The organism is Chitinophaga sp. 05T412 (genome assembly GCF_056396465.1).
Window position 1 is genome coordinate 14909 of the sequence record NZ_JBFTLN010000017.1, and the last position, 25994, is coordinate 40902.

A 25994-nucleotide genomic window follows, 5' to 3' on the forward strand; every position below is an offset into this window, starting at 1 on the left:
ATGAAAATGAAAACTACTTATATACTTGTTGCAGCAGCACTTTTGTTGAATGCCTGCAGCAAAAAACTGGATTACACTTACGATAACCGGGTGATACAACAGCCGATGATGCCTTCTACGATCCGCCTTATCAATTTAGTGGGTGCTACGGAGCTGTCGGTGAATGGTAAGCAGCTGACCAGCTACCAGTTACCGGATGGGGAAGGGTATTATGGTGAGAAGGAAACCAAAGGCACGCTTTATTTTCCGGAAAATGGCCGGTTGGGTGCTACTTATACTATTCCACGGGAGCTGGTGAAAAATGGCTGGGCAGATAGTATTATGTTCAGCAGCTTATCTCCCCGGAATTATGTACCGCCGGCTCGTCCATTCCGTGCGAAAGATGATGATGCACATCCGAACGATTATTACTATGTGCGTTTTCGCCCTAATCCGGCCGGTTTTATGGACTCTTTCTTTGTAGTGCCACGGGGTATATCACCGGCAGCAGATCCGGCCGGATTTAAGATCCGTTTGCTGAATCTCAGTTCCACGATTACCGGTAGTATTCCGGCAGGAATGTATCGCACAGGCCCCATGTCAGTAACACTGGCAGATGGTACTAATGTACCCGGACTGAGCAACATTGCGCCTGGTCAGTATTCCGACTATGTAGACATGCCTTATGGTACCTACCAGTTCAGAGTACTGAATAATGAAGGTAAACAGGTACACGCATCTAATAGCCTGTTCAATACGCTTAATCCTGTTACCGGTACCCTGATGGATATCTGGGGTGTTCCTGGTATCGGTAACTGGAAAGATACCTGGTTAAGTTATGCGCCAATCAAAACGTTTCAGCCCGGAGGTATTTACACCATTGTAGTGTCCAATACATATGACGCCAATATTCCGAATGGCAGCCCCACCGGAGAAACCTATAAGTCAGAAAATAATACCTTCCGCATCCTCGCAGATATCGCCGAACCGGTAAACCTCACCTATGCCCGCTTGCAGGGAGTTAATGTGGTAGCCGGTAAAAAAATCACCTGGCAGGTAGATGGGCAACCGCTGGGAGATGCCCTCGCTTTCGCTAAACAAACCAACTATGTCCGTTATATAACGGGTAAGCATATAGTAAAAGCTTTGGGAGATGATGGTAAAGTGGTAGCTGAAAGCAGCATCGATCTGCAGCCCGCTGATAATCTCACGGCCTGGTTGTATACCCGTAAAGATGGCAGTACCGCCATTACGTTTGTGGCCAATAATCTCAGTGGTAAATATTACGATGGTAAAGCTACCGACAATGGCAGCTGGAGTTCCATGAAAGATATCTTTCCTTTCTGGATCAGGTGCATGAATTTCTGTCCTGATCTGGAGGAAGTAACCTTTACACAAAACGATGGTCAGCCCTTACCGGGCTTGTCACCCGCTTCACAGCATATCCTCATGGGTAAGCCGGTAACGGATCAGCCGTATGTCATCATGCCGGTCAATTTTCCGCAAAGACTACTCGCCTATGCTTCTGGTCCCGGCGTTACGCCCGGCGACTGGTTAACAGCGATTGCGCCGTTGAAGAGTCGTGATTTTATTGCCCGTCCTGAATTATACAAAACACCGCTGCTGCCACAGAGTGAACCCGGTATTTATACCGTGGCGCTGGTAGGTAGCACCGCTGCCAATGCTACAGAAAAAGCCCGGATGATTATTGTGAAACATAACAATTGAGTCGTTTTATGAACTATAAATATTTTTTACTACCCCTGTTGCTCACCGCGCTGTTGTTCAGCAGCTGCCGCAAAACGGAATATGCGGAGTTAAATAGTCCTGCATACCTGCGGGTGTTCAACTGCCTGGAATTTGTACCTACACTCAACAACAAGGATGTGCCACAACCGTTTCTGGCCTTCCTCGTAGATCCGGTGATGGATGATTATGGGGTGCCGTTAAGTGCCGCTATTACCGGCGATTTCCTGCAACGTCGCGCCGACTGGGCCCGCCCTTATCCCGATGCCGCCAGCAATGTCCTCTGGCAAAATGAGTATCCAGGTACGAAGAGAGTACTGGCTGCACCAATTGTGAATGGATACGACTTGTCCAGCTGGGCACAGGTGCCTTCCGGCAAACATCGCATTGTATTCCGTACCAGGCCCCTGAATAATACGCCGTACTTCGAACTGGAAAAAACAGAAAGAGGCATTACCCTGATCGATACCACTATCAAACTGACTGCCGGAGAGGTATATACCATGCATGCATTGCTGGAGGACTTTACCAATCAACGTCCTATGATGTATCTGCGCAATGAAACTTTTCAGAAACAGCCATTCGCGGATTCGTTGGTGTATGTGAATTTCTACAACCTCAGTGCGAATGACTTCTATACGAAAGGTCCCAATGTGTTACCGAATGTGGATATCTCCAACACCAAGTTGAAAGATACCATGAACGTGTATTACACGCTCGGTAAACAGACTAATGACGTCATTACCGCGTTCCCCGGATACAAAGGAATACCGATGGGACAAGTTACGCACTCCCTGCAACCAGTGGTAACGCCTTACTATAGCTTCCCGCTATTCCCGGATAGCAGCAGCAATAAAATCTTTACCGGTAATATGTGCCAGGCATTTGGGTTTTATGCGCCCGGTCTTTCGCCGGATAATCTGACCTATCCTGGTTTCCTGCCGGTAGGCGCTTATTCTGCCGTGATTATGGGTGACTATGGTTTAATACGAAATACTTATTACCCTTTTAGAGTGAAATGTGATTTGCGTACAGGGCTGGTGGTAAGTATTCACTCCGGTACTACTAATCCACGGTCGTTTGCTACGGTGAATACGGTGGAGTATATCAACAGACGCTTCTATATCACCACTATCCAGCGCAAGTTTGCACCGCCTGTTTATTAACGTCTTTATTATTTTAATATGTTGAATACTGCTATCATAAAACAGTTCATCGCCGGATTACTTTTACTGGCACTCCTGGCAGGCTGCCGGAAAGATAACCTGCTGCCGCCAGTAGATCGGACTACCTCGCCGCGCATGATGGGCGCCTTTATAGAGAATAACTACGACCTGAGTATCCTGGCCGCTGCATTGAAGAAAACTAACCTGCTGGATACACTCAATCAGGCGGGCCCTTTCACGTTTTTTGCTCCCGATAATAATGCCTTCAATAGTATGGGTATTAAGGGCGTGGAAGATGTAGCCAATATGAATGTAGATAGTCTGCGTTTCATACTCCGTTACCATATGATCCGCAACCGCTACTACACTACCACTTTCCCGCAACAATTGGATAGCCGCTATATGACATTGGCAGGGGAGGAAGTATATATCTCTACTATGCCTGGTACACAGCTGCGTGCTGATAACGATATGTTTGTAAACGGGTCGCTGATCTACAAGGAAAGCAGGCGTAATATTCCCTTAGCCAATGGTGTATTGCATATCCTGGCCAAGCCACTGAAACTTACGCGTGGTACTGTACAGGATTATATCGCCGCCGATACCAGCCTGACCTTGTTTGCCTCCGCTATGAAACAATTCAAACTGTGGGACGGACTCAAAACCAATAAACCCATTACCGTATTTGCGCCCGCCAACAGCGCTTTTGATAAATATGGTATCACGGCAACAAAAATCGCCGCGATGAATCCGGATAGTTACAAGGCGCTCGTCTTTTCTATTTATGTGATTGAAATGAGGAAGGTGCATGTTTTTTCTACGGACGGTTATTTGATCAATGGTAGCTCTGTGATAGCGGAAAACGCTATCCAGGTGGGAGGCTACGCTATCGCACCGGGATATGTCTACTATCAGACAAGCGGCGAACAGAGTACGATCTCCCTTTCAAAATGGAAAAATGCTGCCTGGTTTCCCAATGAAGAAGGACCTTCTAATGTGAATTATAAGAATGGTCTCGTCAACGCAGACCATCTCACCAACAATGGTATTGTACATGTGGTAGATGACCTTTTTCTGAATCCGGATTTAATGAAGCGATAAAAATGAAAATAATGACATCAAGAATATCTTTACTCTTATTGCTGCTCCTGTCTTTTGCCGCCTGTAAAAAACAGGATATTGAACCGGAACCGGTAGGAGAAGCTGTACCACACGCACCAGGTCCCGATAAAACCTGGCAGCAGCAACTGGCGGCATCTCCGTATGCCCGTTTCCGTGAGGCCTGGCAACGCGCCGGTATGGATGACAAAGTGAAACAAAGCGGCGCCGGTTTTCACACCCTGCTGGTACCTACTGATAAAGCATTTGAAGAAGCCGGCTGGACAGCAGACAAAATAAAAAATACGGATGCGGCTACACTCAGTGCGCTCCTGACTTATTACGTAATGCCAGCCCGCCTGCTACCAGACAATATTGCGGTAACCCAAGGAAGTACAGCAACAGCCACGCTGTCATCCCGCCCATTTCCCGAAAGAGAAAACTGGTATAGTGACTATACCGATTTCCTGTTCCCGGCAAAGTTTGGAGATAGCCTGGTCATCAATGGAAATGTCCTCAGTAAATGGGGACAATACCTGGAAGGTACCAACGGTATCATATATCCTATTGATCACCTGATTGCCCAACCACAGCAAAGCATGTGGGAATACCTGGAAAGTCATCCGCAATTCAGCCTGTATATGGAAGCGCTGCGTATCAGCGATAGCCTCTACGCATCCGTTTATATGAGTGAAATGGCGCCTTTCCTGAAATCAGCTTCCAGCTTTGCACAGTTTACGCTGTTTGCTCCCAATAATGATGCTTTCATCAAAAATGGCTTCCGTAACTCAGATGATATATTGGAATACTGCCTGCGCTCCTGGCCTTTGCCAGATGCCGGCTATGATGAAAATATGTATTGGCAAACGCCCGTTACCTCTATGGATTCTATCCTGAGGGCCTGCGGACCGGAAGTATCTGGCGCCAGTCAGCTGGATGCGAACTTCCGGGTAGGTCCGGTATACTTCTCCAACGACCTGGTCAGCAACGCCACCGGACTCACGGGTCTGGTGCTGCGCGAGGGCCAGCGTTACAATGAAGGACCGGTAACGATTCACCTCTCGTTTGTTAACAACAACGGTCAACCGGGCGTAAGAAGACTGAATACGAACTATCCTTACGTCTCCTTGAAAAACAGGAACGCCAGAGTGATTAATGGCGTCATCCATGAGGTAGATGATCTCTTTAAAAAATAATTTTTAAACGCAGACAAAATGAAAAAATTTACCTGCACAGGTTTGCTGCTGTTAATGCTGGCGGCCTGCACAAAGGATAAAGATAACGGGATAGGAGCAGACGAATTAACCCGGCTGACCTACGTCATTGATGATAATAAATTCAATTTCTCTTCTTTCAGTACCGCATTAGGACGCACCGGCTACCGTGCCACACTGGCCGGGCAGGGACCATATACGGTGATGATACCAGATAACAACGCCTTTATCAAGGCGGGATATGGTACTACCCAGGCAGTGCTCACGCAGAGTGCAGATATACTCAATAAACTCGTATCCTATCATATTGTAAATGGTACCTGGGAGTTGAATAAACTGCCCTTTAAATTTAACCAGGAACTGAATGCGGTAACGGGCGCTAAGATGTTCGTTACCCGTTGGGTAAAAGGAGCCGATACTGTGCTGACCGTGAACGGCAGCCCGGTGCTCGCTTATAACCTGCCTGCCAGTAACGGCATCATACAGGTATTAAATGCGGTATTACAACCGCTGGTACATGCCAACCTCTCCGCCGCCATTTCTGCTGATACCAGTCTTACCTTTTTAAATGTGGCGCTACAACGCGCCGGATTGAAAGAAAGTATCTCCGGTGACGCGGTGTATACTTTCTTCGCGCCTTCCAACAATGCTTTCCGCGCAGCAGGGTATCCTTCCGCCGATAGCATCCTGCAAACAGATGCTGCTGTAATAAAAGATTTATTACGGTATCATTTCTTCGCCGGCAGAAAATTCATCTACGACTATATCCTCACCACAGGCAGTACTGATCAATCACAGCAAGCCATGCTGAATGGCAACAACGTATTGATTACCCTGGAAAAAGAAGGCGTGAAATATACCGGTATCAACATCAAAGGTGCCAGTAATAAAACCGCGGCGAAAGTTGTCAAACAGAATTTTATGGCGGGCAACGGTGTACTGCATATCATAGATCAGGTATTAAAAGAAAATCAGTAATTGCGATGAATAAAATTTTATACATAGCTTATTTTTTTGCACTCCTGCTCTGCCTGCGCTTCCCGGCCCTGGCACAGGAAACAAATGGTACGCTCAGCGGAAAAATCACCGGTGATAAAAATGAACCACTCATTGGGGTGACGGTAGTAGCACTGCATGAGCCCTCCGGTACTAAGTACGGCGTGGCCACCGGTACCGACGGTCGCTACTATTTACCCGGTCTGCGCATCGGTGGTCCTTACTCCGTGACTGTTACCATGATGGGAATGCAATCACAGAAAAGAGAACAACTGAATATCCGCCTCGGTGAGCCGATGCAACTCAACTTCGTGCTCGCGGTGGCCGGCAAAGAATTATCTGCCGTAACCGTGAAAGGCACAAAGAAAGGTGCTACCGCCAATACCTTTGGCGCCGGACAGAATATCAGTCGTACCCAATTGGCCAACATGCCTACCATTTCCCGCAGCCTGCAGGACATGACTAAAATGGTACCACAAAGCTCCAGAGATAACTCTTTCGCCGGTACCAACTTCCGGTATAACAACGTCACCATCGATGGTGCTATTAATAACGATGCCATTGGCTTCAGTCCATCCGCCGGCGGTATCACCGGTAGCTCCGGGATGCCCGGCTCCAGCACCCGTACCAACGCGGTATCCCTGGATGCCATCGAAGACATGCAGGTATACCTTGCGCCCTTCGATGTGAAGATTGGTAACTTTACCGGTGGTAGCATCAACGCCGTTACCCGCAGTGGTACCAATACGGTAACCGGCTCTGTGTATGGTTTTGGCCGCAATGCAGGCCTTACTGGTAAAGGTCCTACCGGCAATAAAATGAACAGCGATTTTTATGATTACCAGGCAGGGGTGAGGGTAGGTTTCCCTATCATCAAAAATAAATTGTTCTTCTTCACCAACGAAGAAATCACTTCCCGCCAGGACCCTTCACAGCTGCTCGCCGGACAAAAAGAAACCGCGCAGATCCTCAGCATCAAAGATGCCGATCAGATTCGCCAGTCTACACTGGATCGCTATGGCAACAGCTTTGATCCGGGTACCGCCGGTAATTACAGCGCATATTCCCGCTCGCAGAAGTTCTTTAACCGCCTCGACTGGAATATCAATGATAAACATCAGCTGTCTATCCGCAACAATACCATTATGTCTAAAGCCATGAACATGGACCGCGATCAGCAGGATTTCCGTTTCAGCAGCATGGCTTATCAGCAGGTGAACAACCAGACTTCTACCGTGATGGAGCTGAAGTCGCGTTTCAACAGCCGCTGGTCTAACAGCTTTATTGCCGGCTACAGTGTAGTGCATGACAAACGTAACCCGGATTCCGATCCAACGCTGCCACAGGTGCAGATTGCAGGCCGCACACCAGGTACCACCATCTATCTCGGTACAGATCGTGAAGCCAGTATCTTTGATATGAAGCAACGTACCATTGAAATCTCTGATAACCTCACCTGGCGCAAAGGAAAACATACGGTATTATTTGGTACACATAATGAGTTGTATCGTATCAACTACGGATTTGTGAACGCCTGGAATGGCCGTGTGGACTACCTCAGCATTGAAGACTATCTCAATAACAACCCTTATCGCGTAAGAGGAAGTTATAACTATAACAACAACAGCCGGGATTATATCCTGGACAATCCCGAAGCGAAGTTCAGTGTGAATATGCACAGCGTATATGCACAGGATGAAATACAGGTAACAGAAAAGCTGAAGCTGATTCCAGGTTTACGTGCCGATTATACCTGGCTGCCGGAGAAGCCGGCGCTGAGTGATAAAACACAGAACGCCTGGACAGATGGGTTCTTTGGTAACACTTACACCTATACGCCGCTCAATCGTATTAACAATGGCTACCTTGGTAAAGTGCAGGTGTCGCCACGACTGGGTTTCCGCTTCGATTGGAAAGGCGACCAAAGCCTGATCCTGCGCGGTGGTACCGGCCTGTTTACCGGTCGTATTCCTTTTGCATGGATTGCCTATGCTTATTATAACAACGGCATTAACTACGGCTCATTTGACCAGAAAGCAGACACCAAAGCATTTGCGCCGGGTAGTGATCCGTTAAAACCTAATCCTAACGGTATTGCACAATTTATTGAACAGAATGGTGCACTGATCAGTAACCGTAATGCGGGTAAAACACAGGTAGATGTATTAGACAACAACTTTGTGATGCCGCAGGTATGGCGCACCAGTGTGGGTGTTGATTATACCAGCCCTGCAGGATTTAAGTATATGGTAGAAGCCATGTACACCAAAACAATAAAAGATGTATTGTTTCAGCAGGTGAATATCAAAGACGATCCAAAGTATTATGGATATGATAAAGATCGTTTGCAGCCTATTTATAGTGGTACAGTTGATCCTCATTTTTCTAATGCTTACCTGTTAAGCAATACCAGCAAAGGTTATCGTTACAGTATTACGGGTAGCGTAAACCGTAATTTCCCTTCCGGTATACAGGCATCACTGGCTTATACCTATGGTGATTCGAAAGATGTATCGAATGGTATCCGTAACTCCATGGAAAGTAACTGGCAGTTGAACCAGGCGCTGAACCCCAACAATCCTGGTTTGGCCTGGTCTAACTTTGATGTGCGTCATCGTGTAGTCGGTAACGTTACTTATCACAAGGCCTGGAGTAATAGCTGGGTGAGCACCCTGACCGTTTTTGCAACAGCCCAGAGCGGTAGTCCGTTTACCTATGGTATTGTAAACAACAGCATCCAGGGATTACCACAGCAGGTAAGTCTGCTGTATATTCCAAAGGTGGAAGAAGCCGTGAATTATTTCCAGGATAAGGGAGAAGGAGCCGCAGCGCAGGCCGCAGCGTTCAACGCCTATATCGATGGTGATAAATATCTCCGTTCCCGCCGTGGACAGTTTACAGAGCGTAATGCGGGTCGTACCCCATGGAATATACAGGCGGATCTGCACTTTGCACAGGAGTATCATTTTGGTGCGAAGCAGTTCATCACCTTCACCCTGGATATCGTGAACCTGACTAACCTGGTGAACAGCAATTGGGGAAAAGTATATTTCTCTCCTAACACGTTCAACTCTACGGCCAGTACAGGTTTAACACCGGTGTTCCCGGCCAGGCAGAATCCTGGCGCGTATCCGGTGTATACGTTTGAAAATCCGGGTAAGCCTTATTCTGTGGACTTCTTCAACTCCCGTGCGCAGATGCAGCTGGGAATGCGGTACTCTTTTTAAGCTGACTAATACAACTAATATGAGAAAATATTTATCCCTGCTGGTGTTATGCAGTATACTCGCTTTCGCCTGCAAGAAAAATAACAATAAGGACGCCGTGTTCCTGAATGTAAAAACATTCTGGCCTAACAGTGGTAACGCAGGTACCATTGTTACGCTGCAGGGGCAGGGTCTTAACAAAGATGTAAGTGTAAGTTTTAACGGCACAGACGCCAAAGTAGTGGATGCCCGCGACTCCATACTGATTGTATTGGCGCCTGAACAGGGAACCAGCGGTACGCTCACGGTGAAAGCCGGAGAGCGTAAGCAGGACCTGGGTACGTATACTTATCAGGCATTGAGTTTACATGCTATCAATCCGGCTAACGGTCCCGCAGGTACGAATATTTCGATTCGTGGCGCCGGATTTAGCAGCCTGGATGGCCCGGCCGCGGTAACGGTAAATGGTAAAGCAGCTATCATTACAGCTGCTTCCGATACGTTGCTGATTGCATCAGTACCGGAAGGCGCCGGAAGTGGTAAGATAGCGGTAAATGTAAATGGCAAATCTGTTACCGGACCTGATTTTACCTTCCAGTTAATCAGCGCCATCAAGCCGGTGAAAGGCGGTGCGGGTACACAGGTAGCAATTAGTGGAGAAGGTTTTAATACGGCTGCTGCGGGCAATACCGTCACTTTCAATGGAAAGGCGGCAACGGTGGTGAGTGCTACCAATAATAAGCTGGTGGTTACCGCGCCGGAAGGCGTGGCAACAGGACCCGTAGCGGTCAGTATCAACGGACAAAAAACGGTAGGTAATGTATTTACCGTAGTACCTAAACCGGTGATCAAAGTAGTGACCCCATTGAGCGGTCCTGCAGGCGCTCTGGTAGATATTACCGGTGAATATTTCAGTACCCTGGCAGACGAAGTGAGCGTTACGTTTAATGGTCAGCCGGCGGTAGTAACTGCCACCGGAGATAAACAACTCAGTGTAAAAGTGCCAGCAGGTGCGGGCGCAGGCCAATTACAGATAACTGTCAATGGGCAGCAAACCACCGGGCCGCTGTTTAAAGAGCAGGCATTGGGGGTGAAACAGCTATTGCCTGACAATGGCCTGGCCGGAACAGAAGTAGTAGTTAAAGGGGTTGGGTTTAGTACCAATGCCGGAGATAATATTGTGACCTTTAATGGCATCACGATACCAGTGAGTGAAGCTACGGATACCACATTGCGTGTAGTGATGCCCGTTGGTATTTCTACCGGTGATGTACAGGTAAAAGTAGGCAGCCTGGTAGCAGCCGGACCGGCGTTTAGAAGAGCCGGTGTAATCACCGTGGCGGGTGGTCCTAATAGCAATGCGCTCAGCTATCCAATGGGGATCGCGGTAGATAAGAGTGGAAATGCATATGTCAGTGATGGGAATGTCATAAAGAAAATAACGCCGGATGGTGCAGTGAGCCTGTTTGCAGGTCGTGCGGATGGAAGCAGTGGTTTCGAAAATGGTACTGGTACCGGTGCTGCATTTAGCTTTGCCATGGGGATGACGATCGACGCACAGGATAATATATATGTGGTAGACCAGGTAAACAAGGCGTTGCGTAAGATAACACCTGCCGGTGTAGTGACTACCTATGCCCGTACTAGCTTCACACCTGTTGGCGTGGGCATAGATCCAGGTGGCAGCTTATATATAGGCGCTATGTGGGGTGGTGTATATAAACTGGATGCAGTGGGTAACGCCACACAGGTAGCGCGTAACAGCTATGAAACACCTGGTATTACGATCGCTATTGATAATGCAGGCAGTGTATTCTACACCAGTGATGACGCGGTGGTATACCGGTTAGCGGACGCTAACAAAAGTACTTATGCGGGTTCACAGTATGGTTACAACGATGGACCATTACGAAATGCCGGCTTCTCGCAAATGGCGGGTATTGTAAGAGATCCGGCTGCTGGTGTGATGTATGTGGCAGATAACAACGCGGTACGTATGCTGACGAGTGATGCGGTCATTACGGTAGCAGGCTGGAAAGGTGGCACCGCGCCTCCAAGGGCGGGATACCAGGATGGTACGTTGAATCAGGCGCTGTTTAGTAGCATCCGGAGTTTATTTATCGATAAGGAAGGGAATTTATACGTAGTAGAACAAACCAACAAAACGGTTAGAAAAATTTTCTTTAAGTAAGCGTAAGCGCTGATAGATTTCATAAACAAAAAACAAATGCCGGCTACATCTGCAGCCGGCATATTTGTTTTTATACAGTAGTAGAAGTAATGCTAAAAGCGTTCCTTCTTATTAGTAACCATCATTCTGTTTCATGTTCGGGTTACGTTCTACTTCCTGGTTAGGCAGAGGGAAAATAGTATAGTTACCTTTCCATGGCTGCAGGTTAACGCCTCCATGAGCCGGAATGTCGCGGTGTGTTCTCTGGAAGTCAAATTGGGCTTGTCCTTCGAAAGCCAGTTCTATCCGGCGTTCAGTGAGGATATTATCGATCAGTTGGGCCTGTGTAGCTGGTGCTAAGATGCTGGCCTGGGCTCTCGCTCTAACCGCATTCAGCAGTGCAATGGCAGTTGGATCGGCGGTAGCAGTGTTCAGTCTGGCTAATGCTTCTGCTTTGATCAGCATAATTTCTGCCAAGCGGAAAATAGGTACCCAGGCATCCATAGGCATTGTACCGGCAAACTTCTTCGTAAAGAAAGCAAGCGTATCTGGTCCTTTGAAGGTATAAGCGAATAAAGGCTTACCTCTCAGGTCTGTCTGATAGTTAAAGTTGGGTAACGTGCGATAGTCTTTGCTGATAGATATATCCTGGCGGCCATTAACACCATAGTGTTGTCCAATAGCATTGTTGGTATTGGGATTGTCTGCGCCATTCATTGCCACCGAGAATATGCGTTCTGTAGAGCTCTGGTAGTTAGCAGCAGCAAAAACTGCGGCAGGAGTAGCATCCAGTGCATATTTTGCGGAAGACAGTATCACGCTATCAGCAAAGGCCCTGGCCTTATCCCATTCGCCCTGGTACAGATAGATACGGGACAGCAGTGCATGTGCGGCGCCTTTGGTAGCTCTGGCGTGGCTGGCATAGTTATCATCGCCAGTGACCGGTAAGTCGGCGGCAGCTTCCGTAAGGTCTTTGATCATCTGATCATATACTTCTTTTACAGTATTGCGTGGTACCTTATTGGCCGGGTCCATTGCCTCTGCACCATTTCTGGCTGCTTTTAATATCAGTGGTACACCTATTTGAGTGGCGCCGGGTGCTGCCGTGTAAGTTTGTGCGAAGGTATTTACCAGGTAAAAGTAGCTGAGCGCGCGGATAAATTTAGCCTCTGCATAATAATGTGCGGCGGCTGCAGGCGTCAATACTTTTTCATTGTCTTTCAGGTTCGCTGTGAAGAAGTTGGCTTCATGGATGGTACGATACCCCCCTGACCAGCCATTGAAAGCATAGATATTAGTCGACAACATGGTGTAGGTGGGCAGATCCCCAAAGTAAGAGGCGATGTTGACGTCCAGACCACGTATATCCGAATAGATGAGGATGCGGCCACCAAAGAATTCTTTGTTTTGCAACGCATCATACATGCCTACTGCTGCTTTTTCAATTCTTTCCGGATTGCTGAAAGCATCTTTCGGATCTATTTTAGAATAAGGCGTTTGGTCATTTACCTTGGAGCAGGAGAACATCGCCGTTGCTGCCAGTGCCACTGCGCTGATAACGAGGCCACCGGATTTTTTACGGGTGTTTAATTTATTCTTAAAGTTCATAATTCTTTTTTTAATCACTAACAATTAGAAACCAACATTTAATCCCAGCATGAATGTTCTTGGCATAGGTACCGCTCTGTTATCCATACCAAAATTAATGTTACTCACACGGTTAGTATTTGCTTCAGGATCGGAACCTTTGTATGGAGTGAAGATGAAGGCATTTTGTACCAGTCCATATACACGGAGTGTGCTTACACCCAGTTGTTTTTTAATGCCAGGGAAAGTATATCCAATGCTGATTTCACGTGCACGGAGGAAGTCGCCTTTTTCCAGCCAACGGGTAGAAGCCTGCGTAGAAACACCTTCTTTCATGTACAATTTGGGAACATCTGTATTTTTGTTTTCTGGTGTCCACCTGTTTTTGATGTCCTCCAGGTTGTTTTGGAAATAGGTGCTCATCAGGTTCGCTCTGGTACCGTTATACACATAGTTTCCGCCACTGTATTGAAGGAAGATGCTCAGGTCAATGCCTTTGTAAGTGAAGGTGTTGTTAAGACCACCATAGAAAGTCGGATAGYCGGATTTTTTCTGGTAGTGTGCGTCAGCAGAAGTAATAGGATTTACTTTTGTTTTACCATCCTGGGTAGTCCATCTTTGACTGGCATCGGTAATATCCGGACTTGGATTATACATCACCAGCTCATGGTTTTTATTATAGAACATGGGATTACCAGTTTCCGGATCTACACCACCCCAGTCAATCAGATAAAATACACCTAATGTTTGATTTACAGCAGCCCTGTTATTCGTCTTAATAATGTCGCTACCATCAGCAGTAGCAGTAACGCGGTTTTTAATAAAGGTAACGTTGAAGCTGGAACTCCAGGTGAAGTCTTTTCTATCAATATTACGGGTGTTAAGGGTTAATTCAATCCCTTTATTCCACATAGAACCTACGTTGGTAGTGAGAATAGGACCAGGGTTGCCGGTAGCAGGGTCCCATGGTGTACCTACTGTGGCAAGGATAGGAGCATCGAGGATCAGGTTATCAATATTGCTGTGGAAGTAATCACCAGTAAAATTAATCCGGTCTTTCAGCAGGGTCATATCTATACCGATATCCAGCTTTTTGGATGTTTCCCATTTCAGGTTGGGGTCTCCAATCTGATAGAGGGAAAAACCATTCCGGTCGGCATAAGCACCACCACCATATAAGGTTTTGTATGCATAAGGTTTGATATTGGAGTTACCCACGAGGCCATAGCTGGCGCGGATTTTCATGTCGCTGATCCAGGAAATATGATCTTTGAAGAAGCTTTCGTCAGAAATTCTCCAGCCAACAGAAGCACCTGGAAAATAACCACGACGGTTGTTAATGCCAAAGTCGGAGTAGGCATCTGCTCTCAGGGTTGCGTCGAAGTAATATTTAGATCCGTAGTTGTAACCAATTTTACCGAAGTAAGAATCAAAGGCATTGGCAAAGTTGTCACCACCCGTTTGACTAGTTTCGGTACCGGCATACAGGTTATCATAAATTTCCTTGAAGTAAGAATCTGCCAGATTACCCTGGCCGTTAGCCATTTGCTTGGTTTGGCCAAACTGTGACTCTATACCCACCATGGCATTGATAAAGTGTATATTGTTGAAGCTTCTCGTATAGGTGGCGTAGTTAGACCAGTTCCATTGATTTTTCCGGGTTAGAATATTCTGCGCCAATCCTCCATAGGTAAGTCCATTACCAGCCTGTAATGGGCTATTGTATTGCTCTTCCAGGTTCTGAAGAAAATCTACACTGAAACGGGAGGTTATTTTCAAACCGGCAATAGGCTCTACTTCCACATAGGCGGCAGATAATACACGGGTAACAGTATTATCATTTTTTCCATAGAACAGGTTAGAAAGTGGGTGGAAAAAGCGGTTTAATCTACCGGCAGTACTATCGTTCCCGTCTCCCAGATCTCCGTTGCCCCTAAGGTAATAGTTACCGTTTTTATCATATACAGGTACATTCGGCATGGCCGCATATGCAGAGCCGGTAGCTCCTGACAGATAACCGTCAGATATTACGCCATTGTTTACACTTTTAGAAGTGTATAAAGAGAAACCTGATTTTAGCCATTTCCTGGGTGTTACATCCATGTTCAGGCGCATACCACCTCTACGTAAACGGTTGGTAAGTACAATACCTTTCTGATCGCTGTATTCGCCGGATGCATAGAATTTTGCCTTCTCAGTACCACCGGAAATCGACAACTGATGGCTTTGGATAACACCCGTTTGAAAGGTTTCTTTCAACCAGTCTGTTCTATCGGGTTTACCATCACCATTTAGGTCAATATCTTTAGCGGCAATGATGGGCACTGCTCCCGCTTTAGTGATGTTTTTTTGTTTTTCATTTTGAATAACAGTGAAGTCGTCACCATTCAGCAATTTGGGTAATTTAGCCGCTTTACTCCAACCAACATAACCGTTGTAGTTAACGTTGATAACGCCCGCTTTACCTCTCTTGGTGGTAATAACAATAACCCCTGCAGCACCCCTGGAACCATACAGTGCAGTAGCTGCTGCATCTTTCAGAATGTCCATCGTTTCAATGTCATTAGGGTTAATATCCGCTAATGGATTATAACGTGTACTGTTACCATCGTTGAATTTATTCAGGTTGGAACTTACTGTCATAGGAATACCGTCTATAATCACCAGCGGTTGACTGCTGTTACTGATAGAGCTTACTCCTCTGATACGAATGTTTACACCATCGCCCAGTGCACCAGAGTTTGTGGTGATGTTCACTCCTGCAGCACGGCCAGCTAATGACTGGTCAAAACTGGTACTGGGGCGGTTATTAACCAACGTACCGGATACTGCAGTTACCGAAGAGGTAACATCTTTCCTCTTTAATTCACCATAACCAGTTACTAATACTTCGTTCAATATTTTATTGCTGCTGGCTAAAGCTACCTGCATGACATCACTGGCACTTACCTTTTGTTCTTTTTGCTCATAACCAACAAAAGAAAATAGTAAGCTGGTGGCATCGGCTGTCTGAATAGAAAATGTACCATCTGTTCCGGTTACGGCGCCTACTTTAGCGCCTTTTACGCTGACAGACACTCCTGGTAACGGTGAGCCATCCGCAGCATCCGTTACTTTGCCTTTAATCGTTCGGGTTTGGGCAAAAGCATGCACCATACCAATGGCTAGTAACAGCCATAGTAGTAAACCTTTTTTCATACGGTTTAAATTGGGTTTTTTATGTAAAAAGAATGGACGCTCCACTATTAGCTACTGTTGCTTTCTGAAGCACTTATTAGCTATGAGTTAGCAGGCCGTTGTCATATTTATTTTGGTTTAGGAATGAGTGTAACCGCCGGTCATTTTTCAATGACCAACCTGGGTAAAAAAAACGGTATTGCCGCGCAAGTGAAGATAGATCTGCTAAACAGCTAACATGATTTGTTGTAACTGATATTAAGTTGGCTACAGCTTAAACATAGTACCTCCCTGCCGGAAAATAAACCGGTTAATTTTTTCTTTTGTATGTGAAAATAATAACTATGAAACCGCACACCGTGGCCGGTTTATAGCACTAGTCTTAGTGATTTACATTTTATTAGATTTCTGTGGATGTAAATAGATTCTCAAGCAAAAAAATTCAAAAGCAAAAAGGTTTCAAAAGCAAAAAATATATTTCAAAAGCAAAAACTACAGTTTGATATTTTGTTGTAATAAGGTTGCTGTTTTCAGATTGGTTGAATACAGTTAACAGAACATTATTTTTTCATAAGCGCTATAAAAATATATTGTTTTTAGGAAAAAACAATGCGGCCTTTTTTTCTTTTATAACAGATCACTAAGAAGTGCACGCAATAAATTTCTGTTAAGGCCACAAAATTAAATGCAGTAAATATGCCTTGCATTTCCCGTCTAAAGGGCATTTCCCACTGCAGATATTTTAGTATTGTTATCAAGGGATTTATTAGATAGCTTTCATGAATAACATAAAATTTGGTTAGTTATCATGTGTTAAATTTTATATTTTTGGAAGACAGACCAAAGAACATCCGGACAATGAAAAAAATATTTCTCAGTAGTTGTCTGCTACTCGGCATATACACTACGCTCCATAGTCAAACACCCACTTCTCCCAATATTATCTTCTTTCTGGTAGATGACATGGGCTGGCAGGACACTTCTGTTCCGTTCTGGGACAGCATCACACCTGCTAACCAGAAATTCCGTACGCCCAACATGGAACGGCTCTGTAAAGCAGGTACTAAATTTACGAACGCCTACGCCGCTTCTGTTTGCACTCCCTCCCGTGTCAGTTTCCTGACCGGCATGAATGTAGCCCGCCATCGCGTAAGTAACTGGACCTCGCTTAAAAACAAGGCAGTAGATGGGAAGGACAGTGTACTCGAAGCACCCGACTGGAATGTAAATGGGATCTCTCCCATACCTGACCAGGAAAGAAGCGTGTATGCTACGCCGTTACCCGAGCTGTTGAAAGCACATGGTTACTATACCATTCAATGTGGGAAAGCACATTTCGGCGCTTACCAAACTATTGGCGCCGATCCGCTGCAGCTGGGCTTCGTGAAGAATGTTGGCGGCAGCGCCGCCGGACATCCGGCATCCTACCTCGCGGAAGACGACTTTGGCCGCGTACCCGGCCGCTTCATCCTCCAGGCCGAAATGCCGGGACTGGACAAGTACAGAAAAGGAAAGTCTTTCCTCACGGAAGACCTCACCAAAGAAGCCATGTTGGCCATGGATACCGCACAACAAAGGAAGCAGCCTTTCTTCCTCTACATGGCACACTACGCTGTGCACCTGCCTTATAATACAGACGACCGCTTTATACAACGCTACCTCGATAGGGGATTACCCAAACCGGAAGCCGCCTACGCAGCCCTGGTAGAAGGCATGGATCACAGCCTCGGGGAATTGATGGACTACCTCGATCAACATCATCTTACCCAAAATACCATCATTGTATTTATGTCTGATAACGGCGGCTTTTCACATCCGCCACGCCAGGGCGCTGACAATACCCAAAACTATCCCCTGCGTGGTGGCAAGGGAGCCCTTTATGAAGGCGGTATCAGAGAGCCGATGATCGTACGCTGGGAAGGAGTGACGAAACCCGGTACCGTGAATACACAATATATGATCATGGAAGATTTCTATCCGACTATATTGGAGTGGGCAGGTATAAAAAAATATCGCACCGTGCAAACCATTGATGGGCGCAGCATTGTTCCTTACCTGAAACAACCATCTTTGCAGGATCATCAGCGCGCGCTGATCTGGAACTATCCCAACGACTGGACCGGCGGCAATCTGGGTGTAGACAATTCCTGGCTCACCGCTATCCGGCAAGGCAAATGGAAACTGATTTATCTGGAAAAGCAACGTCGGTTGGAACTATATGACCTCGACGCAGATATTTATGAAGCCAACGATGTATCGGCGCGTTTTCCGGAAAAAACGAAAGCATTGGCCAAACTGCTCACCCAACAATTGAAACAACGACAGGCACAGTTGCCCTTCTATAAAGACACTAAAAAAGCAGTGCCGTATCCGGATGAGTTATAGTTCACGCAATCACCTGCATGAATAAAGGTGTTGTTGCCCGATAGGTAAAAAGAAACGGCGTTCCGTGATGGAACGCCGCTGTATAGGATGATTTCCGTGATTATTTATTTCAGGTCTACCGGCACCAGCACCAATGGTGTTGGCAGGCAGGAGGCGCCAGGAGGAGAGTAGGTTAGGTGAATTTGCTGTACGCTGCCATCTTTTGACGGCGTGAAGATCTGCACCAGGATGGCTTCCGGTGCTTTGGTGGTCACCAACTGATTGTTGGGCAATTGTATGATGCCTTCTTTAAACTTGCCACCACTCACGATCATGGTGTTGGCCATGCCACCGCACCACTGGCCGTTATCACCGCGGGGATTCCAGGTCATGAGTGCCAGGCCTTTACCATCGGAACTTTTCCAGGCGAGGTTGATATGATATATGATACCGTAGTTGCCGTCCAGGCTTTTCAGTTCACCGGTAGTGGCTTCTTTACCGATCACCCAGGGATCTTTTTCTCCATCTGCCACTACAATTTGTGCGAGGCCATTTTTAGTATCAAGGGTATCTTTTGCAATGATGCTATAGTTGCTGATGCCGTAGGTGCCGCGGCCTGCGCCAGCATATTGTTTGGTGGCGAGGGCGGTTTTTACGCGTGCAGCAGCTACAGTCGCCGGTGTTTTTAAATCGGTTTGTACGATGCTCACTTCGCCGGGTTGATCAATCACAAATTCATAGAAGCCGTGTACCAGTTCATCATATTTCACCACGGCTTTATCCTGGATAGGGTCCAGGCAGATGCTGGCGCCGGGCTTCACTTCGCGGGCGATGGCTTCAGGCCTGGAGGCGAAGAAGTCGGCCAGTCCTTGTTTGCCGGCAAAGAAGTAGTTGGTGGTAGGTTTCATGGAAGCGTATTTCAACATGCGGATATGCATGGACTGACTCCCGGTATTTTTGATGACCGCCGCTATTTTGCGATCCATTTTCTGCGGTTCCTGTACGCCGTTTACATTGTAGAGATAGAGTCTTACTGAGCCGGGTTGTACCGGTTCCCGTAAAGCTACGCCCTCGGGTACACGAATATATTCAGGGTCATCGGAAATAAGGTATTGTGGGCCGGGCAGTACTATTTTCTGGTAGTTCAGGGAGGGTAGTTGTTCACTGAGCAGGCCGGGTACTTGTAAAGCATGGCCTTGCGGCGTGTTGATGATCACCTGGTTCAATGCGCTGGAAACGCCCTGTGCATGTGCGACGCAACCGGTGGCGATGGCAACACCGAATAATAGTATCCTTTTTCCGTTGGCTGATATACGTGTTGTAAACATGKAAATTTGTTACGATGAATAGTTAATATTATTATTAATCGAAACAAACTTAATAAATTAATTTAAAAAACTACAACCGTTGGTGTAATTATTTATTAAAAGCAAGCAGGTTGTGTCTTGCAATGAGGCAACCGCCAATAATGCCGGCTTTTTCATGCAGCTTAGACATGCGTAATTGCGTATCATTATTCACCAGGCTTAAGGAATACTTATTAAGGGCACTGCGTATCGGCAGCCGGATATAGTCGCCGGTATCAGCCAGGATACCGCCTATAATCACCAGTTCCGGGTTGAAGAGGTTAATGAGTACAGAAATACCCCGGCCTATTTTCTCGCCCAGTTCTGCAATCAGCTCTATACACAGCGTGTCTTCATGTAAGGTAGCCTGTATAATGTCGGATACGCGCAGGTTTTCCGGCATCTTCTTACCCTGCAGCAGTGCAGAGGTGTGCCCTTGTTCTATTCTTTCGCGGAACATGCGTACCAGCGCCTGCCCGGAGGCTTCTGTTTCAAGGCAGCCCTTCTTACCACAATGGCAAATGATTTCATTGGAGAAAATAGGGATATGCCCAAACTCGCCACTGAAGCCGGATTTGCCCCGGTAAATTTTACCATCTATCATAATGCCTAAACCAATACCGTAGTCGAGGTTCAGGTACAATACATTCTTTTCGTCGTGCACGGTGCCGTTGTAAAACTCTCCGTAGGCCATCGCCCTGGAATCGTTTTCCACAAAGGTTTTGATGCCGATCGCATTTTCTACAATCTGGCTCAGGGGCTCTTCATTAAAATGGAAATAGCTGTAGCTATAGCCTTTTTCGCTGTTGATGCGTCCGGAAAGATTGAGGCAGGCGGCAAAGATCTTCTTTTTGTTAACCGATACATTATCTATAAAGTGGAGAATAAGGTGGATCAGCTCTTTGAAAGACTCAGGCGTATTCGCTAACGTAAAAGGAACGTGCATTTCAGAGGTAACCAGTTCTTTCTTGAAATCCAGTAAGCCGATGTTCACATAAAAATTCTTGATGTCTACCCCAATGAAGAAGCCACATTCTGCTACCAGCCCATACATGCTGGCTCTGCGGCCGCCTTTGGAGTCGTCTTTCCCATACTCTTTCACAATGCCGTCGGTCATCAGCTCATTAATTAAACTGGTGGTTTTGGGGACGCTGATATTCAGGGCGATGGTTAAATCAGTAATGGTGCTGTTACCCGACTGGTCCAGATGATCAATGATAGCGCGCTTGAGGGATTTGTTCTTATAAGCCACACCGGCCAGATTCTCTTCTGAAAAGATTTCAAATATGCTTTCCTGGGTTGTCATGCAGTAAATATGATATTTTTTCTTAAAAGTAGTATATAATTAATAAAGTTATTCAAGTTGTCGTGAAACCATCTTTAATAATAAAATTTTTTATGAATGATTGCTTTATAATTAAAATAATAATAAATTGGCTCCTGAAAATAAAATAATTTAAAAAGGATGCAACCAAAAGTAGCCGACCGACAGGAAGATACCTCCCACGAATTAAATACCACGCACTATGCCGGTTTATATAGAACCGAATTACTCGATAATATTTTACCGTTCTGGGTCAACTTCAGCAAAGACGAAACCAATGGCGGATTTTATACCTGCCTGAACAGAGACGGCAGCGTATTCGATACCGATAAATTTATGTGGCTGCAAGGCCGCGAAGTATGGACTTTCAGTCATATGTTCAACCACATCGCCCCACGGCAGGAATGGCTGGACATGGCCCTGCACGGCGCCGCTTTCATGGAGAAATTCGGTCGCGATGAAAAAGGGAACTGGTACTTTTCCCTCAATGAACAAGGGAAACCACTGGTGCAAGCCTATAATATTTTCAGCGACTGCTTCGCTGCCATGGGATTTGCTGCACTCGACAAAGCCGCTCCCAGCGACCGCTTCAAAGAAATAGCCCTCACTACATTTGAAAGTATCCTCGTCCGCCAAAATAACTGGAAAGGTGCTTATAATAAAGCCTATCCCGGCACCCGCCCTCTCAAAGGTTTCAGCTTACCCATGATCCTCTGTAATCTGTCGCTCGAAATGGAACACCTGCTCGGCGCCTCGCGCGTAGCTGAATTCATTCCTACCGTAGTACAGGAAGTAATGGACGTATTCTATCAGCCGGATAAAAAACTAATCGTTGAAAATGTATACGCTAACGGCACCTTCTCCAACAGCTTCGATGGCCGCCTCGTAAATCCCGGCCATGGCATCGAAGCCATGTGGTTTATTATGGACCTCGCCAAGAGAGTCAATAATCCCCTGCTGCTGCGCAAGGCCTGCGATATCATGCTCGATACCCTGGAATTCGGATGGGATAAAGAATTCGGTGGCATCCTCTATTTTAAAGACATCCTGGGCCATCCACCACAACAACTCGAGTGGGATCAGAAACTGTGGTGGGTACACGTAGAAGCACTGGTGGCACTGGCCAAAGGCTACGCCTACACCGCTGATCCACGCTGCGCCGCCTGGTTCAAAAAAGTACATGACTATACCTGGCAACACTTCCGCGATGCGGAACATGGAGAATGGTTCGGATACCTCAACCGTCAGGGAGAAGTATTGCTACCTCTCAAAGGCGGAAAATGGAAAGGCTGCTTTCACGTGCCCAGAGCGCTGTACCAGGTGGCCGCTACTTTTTCCTAAACAGCAATAAAAGATAATCCCTATAAAGTAATCGCAAAAGGCAATCACTAAAAGCTAAAGGCTAACAGCTAACAGCTAACAGCTGAAAAAATCCAAGTTATGAATAAACGTAAACCAAATCTAATGTGGCGCACCTGCCTGCTGATGATGCTCCTGATCATACAGCAAGGCATTGCGCTGGCACAACAACAAGTGCTGAAAGGTACCGTCAGGGATGAAAAAGGAAACCCGCTGCCGGGTGCTACCATCCTGATAAAAGGTACGCAGAAAGGAATGGTGACCACCCCGGAAGGAGGTTTTAGTCTCCCGGCAAGCGGTCCCCAAACCCTGCAGATATCAATGACCGGTTTCACGACCATCACCGTCAACGCCACCCCAGGACAGCCTCTCAACGCTATCCTGAAGGAGAATTCAAAAGACCTGAACGAAGTCATGGTGGTAGGTTACGGTACACAAAAGAAGGCTTCCCTGACCGGTAGCGTGGCACAGATCTCTTCTGCTGAACTGAAGAAAACACCTGCCATGAACCTGACCAATGCGCTGGCAGGTCGCCTGCCAGGATTGGTGGCCAGTCAGACTTCCGGCCGCCCCGGATTTGACGATGCCACCCTGCTTATCCGCGGACAAAGCACGTACAACAGCAATGCACCGGTAGTCATTGTAGACGGAGTAGAACGTTCTTTCGGCAGCCTCGATCCAACTGAAGTAGAAAGTATCACCCTCCTGAAAGATGCTGCCGCGGCGGCTACTTACGGCGTACAAGGCGCCAACGGCGTCATCCTCGTGACCACCAAAAGAGGCGCCGCCGGCAAACCGGTCGTGTCCTACGACGGAGAAATTACCCGCACCGCGTTTACCCGTTTCCCTAAATTCCTCAACGGACCAGATTATATGTACTGGTTCAAAAAAGGAGAACAAATGGATAATGATTATCTCACCGCTACCGGTGGAGATCCTATTCCATACACCTATTCCGATGCACAGATTGCCGCCCTGCGCAACGGCACTAACAAAGATCCTTACCTCGGCAACACCGACTGGACCGGCATGCTCACCGGCAGAAAAACAATGGCGCAACACCACAGTGTTAGCGTAAGAGGCGGCTCCGATAAAATCCGTTATTTCTCCAACGCCAGTTACCTCAACCAGGAAGGCGTGGTACGCGGATCGGACTATAAGCGCTTCAACGTAAGAACCAATGTAGACGCTACCATCAGCAAAACTTTTTCGGTAGCATTCGACCTCGGCGCACGCCAGGAAACACGCAATAGCACCGGTATCCCCGCAGATGATGGCGAATACATGAACCCTTTCTACCAGGCCGTAAGAGCATTACCCAACATCCCCGCTACCATCGATGGTACGCCAACGGCTACACGCTCCAACTCGGGTGTAGTGAATCCACAAGCAGTGATTGATCAATCCGGCTGGCAACGCTACGTCACCAGCACCTTCCAGAGCGCATTGACCTTCACCATGCATGTTCCTTATGTAAAAGGACTGGACCTGAAACTGATGACGGCCTACGATAAATCTTTCCAGGAATTTAAAAGCTGGACCACCCCTTATACCATGATGGTAAGAGAACAAAGCAGCACCGGCTTCTACTGGAACCCGTCGCTGCCACCGGGTATCAACGTCAATACGGTGCGTCAGTCGCAGGGTAACAACGCACGTCAAACCTTCCAACCCAGTATTCAATACAGCACCGAAGTGGGTAAGCACAGCATCAAAGCGCTGGCCTTGTATGAATATTCCCAATACGATAGAAATGGCTTTTCTGCCGGTGGTAGCAACCTGCCATTAACAGAACTGAAAGAAATTGATTTCCGCGATCAGGACAATAAATACATTGTACAACCTACCGGCAACAGCGGTACCAACGCACGCTCCGGACTGGTGACCAGGATCAACTACGCTTATAAAAACCGCTATTTGCTGGAACTGGTATCCCGCTATGATGGCTCCTTATACTTCCCGGTAAATAACCGCTGGGGCTTTTTCCCTGCGGCATCTGCCGCCTGGGTAGTGAGTGAAGAACAATTCTTTGCCGGCCTGAAAGAGAAAATAGACTTCCTGAAAATAAGGGCTTCTTACGGTAAAACCGGTAACGACAGAGGTATTGGTGATTATCAGTACCTGCAAACTTTTTCGTTGTCAGATAAACCAGTGGTGGTAATTGGTGATAAATCGGTATCAGGCATTTACTCCGGTAACCCGCCTAACGTAAACCTCACCTGGGAAAAGGCGTACACCACCAACGTGGGTGCAGATGTAAGTCTGTTTAACGGCGCCCTTTCTGTAACAGCTGATTATTTCTATAAAGTCACCAAAGATATACTCGATGTACAGGGCAACTTATTCCCACCTTCCATGGGAGGCTACTACACACAAGTGATCAATCGTGGGATGGCCGATGTACGCGGGATAGACCTGCAGGTTACTCATCGCCATAAAGTAAACAGCAAACTCGATTACGGGGTAACGGGTAACTTCAACTGGTCACGTAATAAAATCCTGGTGAAGAATGATCCGGATGGATGGCCGGCATGGCAGCGTACTCCCGGCAGAAGCATCGGTGAAAAGAAAGGTTTTATTTCTGAAGGCCTGTTCCAAAACTGGGATGAAGTAAACAACTGGCCTTCGTCACCCAGTGGTGGCGCGGCTCCCGGCTTTATCAAATATAAAGACATCAACGGCGATGGTAAAATTACCACCGATGATATCACCTACATGGGTCGCAGTAACATTCCGCAAATCATGTATGGCCTGAACCTGGAACTGCGTTATGGCATTTTTGATTTCTCTGCATTAATACAGGGAGCAGCTTTGGTAGATGTATCACTCGGTGGGGAATACGAAGGTTCGTCCGGTACCTGGGGTGTGAATGATAACACACCGTTTACCCGTCCGTTTTATGGCGCTGGTAACAGTCCTTACTACCTGGTGGAACAAGCCTGGACTCCTGATAATCCCAACGCCGCGTTCCCGCGTTTAACAGCCGACAGGGCAGGGTTCCCGAACCACAACGGTTGGGCCAACTCACAGTGGGTGAAGAATGGCGCCTATGTACGTTTGAAATCTGCACAGATAGGAGTAACGGTGCCGGCTAATATTTTGAAGCAGCTGAACATCGAAAAATGTCGCTTCTACCTGGCAGGATTTAACCTGATCACACTGGATCACCTGAAGTACATGGACCCGGAAATGCCAAACGCTAACAACGGCTTCTATCCACAACAACAGATGATGTCTTTTGGCGCTAACCTTACTTTCTAAA

General features: G+C 46.9%; 14 protein-coding genes. 10 read left to right on the forward strand and 4 right to left on the reverse strand.

Annotation, left to right across the window (positions count from 1 at the left end; translation table 11 throughout):
• Window positions 1-6 precede the first annotated feature (6 nt).
• The 7 genes from AC1DFM_RS29265 to AC1DFM_RS29295 are packed head-to-tail and all read left to right on the forward strand — an operon-like array spanning window position 7 to window position 11596.
• Complete coding sequence (locus tag AC1DFM_RS29265) at window positions 7-1707, forward strand: hypothetical protein (protein WP_477080329.1); 1701 nt, start codon at window positions 7-9, stop codon at window positions 1705-1707.
• Window positions 1708-1715: 8 nt separating this feature from the next.
• Window positions 1716-2891 (forward strand): hypothetical protein, encoded by a 1176-nt coding sequence (locus AC1DFM_RS29270; protein WP_477080330.1) that lies wholly within the window; start codon window positions 1716-1718, stop codon window positions 2889-2891.
• Window positions 2892-2909: 18 nt separating this feature from the next.
• Window positions 2910-3992 carry a fasciclin domain-containing protein gene (locus AC1DFM_RS29275; RefSeq protein WP_477080331.1) on the forward strand — a complete coding sequence of 361 codons (1083 nt, stop codon included), beginning with the start codon at window positions 2910-2912 and terminating at the stop codon, window positions 3990-3992.
• An 11-nt stretch (window positions 3993-4003) separates the two neighbouring features.
• On the forward strand, window positions 4004-5185 hold the full coding sequence (locus tag AC1DFM_RS29280; RefSeq protein WP_477080332.1) for a fasciclin domain-containing protein: 1182 nt from the start codon (window positions 4004-4006) through the stop codon (window positions 5183-5185).
• 18 nt (window positions 5186-5203) lie between these two features.
• Window positions 5204-6181 (forward strand): fasciclin domain-containing protein, encoded by a 978-nt coding sequence (locus AC1DFM_RS29285; RefSeq protein ID WP_477080333.1) that lies wholly within the window; start codon window positions 5204-5206, stop codon window positions 6179-6181.
• Between the two features lie 5 nt (window positions 6182-6186).
• Entirely contained in the window at window positions 6187-9426 is a 3240-nt protein-coding gene (locus tag AC1DFM_RS29290) for a TonB-dependent receptor (protein ID WP_477080334.1), read from the forward strand.
• A 19-nt stretch (window positions 9427-9445) separates the two neighbouring features.
• Window positions 9446-11596 carry an IPT/TIG domain-containing protein gene (locus tag AC1DFM_RS29295; RefSeq protein WP_477080335.1) on the forward strand — a complete coding sequence of 717 codons (2151 nt, stop codon included), beginning with the start codon at window positions 9446-9448 and terminating at the stop codon, window positions 11594-11596.
• A 111-nt stretch (window positions 11597-11707) separates the two neighbouring features.
• On the opposite strand, the gene AC1DFM_RS29300 is transcribed toward AC1DFM_RS29295, so the two are convergent.
• Window positions 11708-13183, reverse strand: coding sequence for a RagB/SusD family nutrient uptake outer membrane protein (locus AC1DFM_RS29300; protein WP_477080336.1), 1476 nt, complete (start codon window positions 13181-13183; stop codon window positions 11708-11710).
• Window positions 13184-13207: 24 nt separating this feature from the next.
• The gene (locus AC1DFM_RS29305) at window positions 13208-16360 is read right to left on the reverse strand and encodes a SusC/RagA family TonB-linked outer membrane protein (RefSeq protein WP_477080337.1); all 3153 of its coding nucleotides are present in this window, start codon (window positions 16358-16360) and stop codon (window positions 13208-13210) included.
• Window positions 16361-17197: 837 nt separating this feature from the next.
• On the opposite strand from AC1DFM_RS29305, the gene AC1DFM_RS29310 reads away from it, so the two are divergent.
• A complete protein-coding gene (locus AC1DFM_RS29310; protein WP_477080338.1) occupies window positions 17198-18724 on the forward strand; it encodes a sulfatase in 1527 nt (508 codons plus the stop codon).
• A gap of 104 nt (window positions 18725-18828) precedes the next feature.
• On the opposite strand, the gene AC1DFM_RS29315 is transcribed toward AC1DFM_RS29310, so the two are convergent.
• Complete coding sequence (locus AC1DFM_RS29315; RefSeq protein ID WP_477080339.1) at window positions 18829-20031, reverse strand: copper amine oxidase; 1203 nt, start codon at window positions 20029-20031, stop codon at window positions 18829-18831.
• A gap of 88 nt (window positions 20032-20119) precedes the next feature.
• Window positions 20120-21355, reverse strand: coding sequence for an ROK family protein (locus tag AC1DFM_RS29320; protein WP_477080340.1), 1236 nt, complete (start codon window positions 21353-21355; stop codon window positions 20120-20122).
• Between the two features lie 159 nt (window positions 21356-21514).
• On the opposite strand from AC1DFM_RS29320, the gene AC1DFM_RS29325 reads away from it, so the two are divergent.
• Window positions 21515-22714, forward strand: a complete 1200-nt coding sequence (locus AC1DFM_RS29325) for a n-acyl-d-glucosamine 2-epimerase (protein ID WP_477080341.1) — start codon at window positions 21515-21517, stop codon at window positions 22712-22714.
• A 99-nt stretch (window positions 22715-22813) separates the two neighbouring features.
• Window positions 22814-25993 carry a SusC/RagA family TonB-linked outer membrane protein gene (locus tag AC1DFM_RS29330; protein WP_477080342.1) on the forward strand — a complete coding sequence of 1060 codons (3180 nt, stop codon included), beginning with the start codon at window positions 22814-22816 and terminating at the stop codon, window positions 25991-25993.
• Window position 25994 lies beyond the last annotated feature (1 nt).

Coding starts and splice junctions, on each gene's coding strand:
- AC1DFM_RS29265 (WP_477080329.1), top strand. CDS start 7: ATGAAAACTACTTATATACTTGTTGCAGCAGCACTTTTGTTGAATGCC.
- AC1DFM_RS29270 (WP_477080330.1), top strand. CDS start 1,716: ATGAACTATAAATATTTTTTACTACCCCTGTTGCTCACCGCGCTGTTG.
- AC1DFM_RS29275 (WP_477080331.1), top strand. CDS start 2,910: ATGTTGAATACTGCTATCATAAAACAGTTCATCGCCGGATTACTTTTA.
- AC1DFM_RS29280 (WP_477080332.1), top strand. CDS start 4,004: ATGACATCAAGAATATCTTTACTCTTATTGCTGCTCCTGTCTTTTGCC.
- AC1DFM_RS29285 (WP_477080333.1), top strand. CDS start 5,204: ATGAAAAAATTTACCTGCACAGGTTTGCTGCTGTTAATGCTGGCGGCC.
- AC1DFM_RS29290 (WP_477080334.1), top strand. CDS start 6,187: ATGAATAAAATTTTATACATAGCTTATTTTTTTGCACTCCTGCTCTGC.
- AC1DFM_RS29295 (WP_477080335.1), top strand. CDS start 9,446: ATGAGAAAATATTTATCCCTGCTGGTGTTATGCAGTATACTCGCTTTC.
- AC1DFM_RS29300 (WP_477080336.1), bottom strand. CDS start 13,183: ATGAACTTTAAGAATAAATTAAACACCCGTAAAAAATCCGGTGGCCTC.
- AC1DFM_RS29310 (WP_477080338.1), top strand. CDS start 17,198: ATGAAAAAAATATTTCTCAGTAGTTGTCTGCTACTCGGCATATACACT.
- AC1DFM_RS29315 (WP_477080339.1), bottom strand. CDS start 20,031: ATGTTTACAACACGTATATCAGCCAACGGAAAAAGGATACTATTATTC.
- AC1DFM_RS29320 (WP_477080340.1), bottom strand. CDS start 21,355: ATGACAACCCAGGAAAGCATATTTGAAATCTTTTCAGAAGAGAATCTG.
- AC1DFM_RS29325 (WP_477080341.1), top strand. CDS start 21,515: ATGCAACCAAAAGTAGCCGACCGACAGGAAGATACCTCCCACGAATTA.
- AC1DFM_RS29330 (WP_477080342.1), top strand. CDS start 22,814: ATGAATAAACGTAAACCAAATCTAATGTGGCGCACCTGCCTGCTGATG.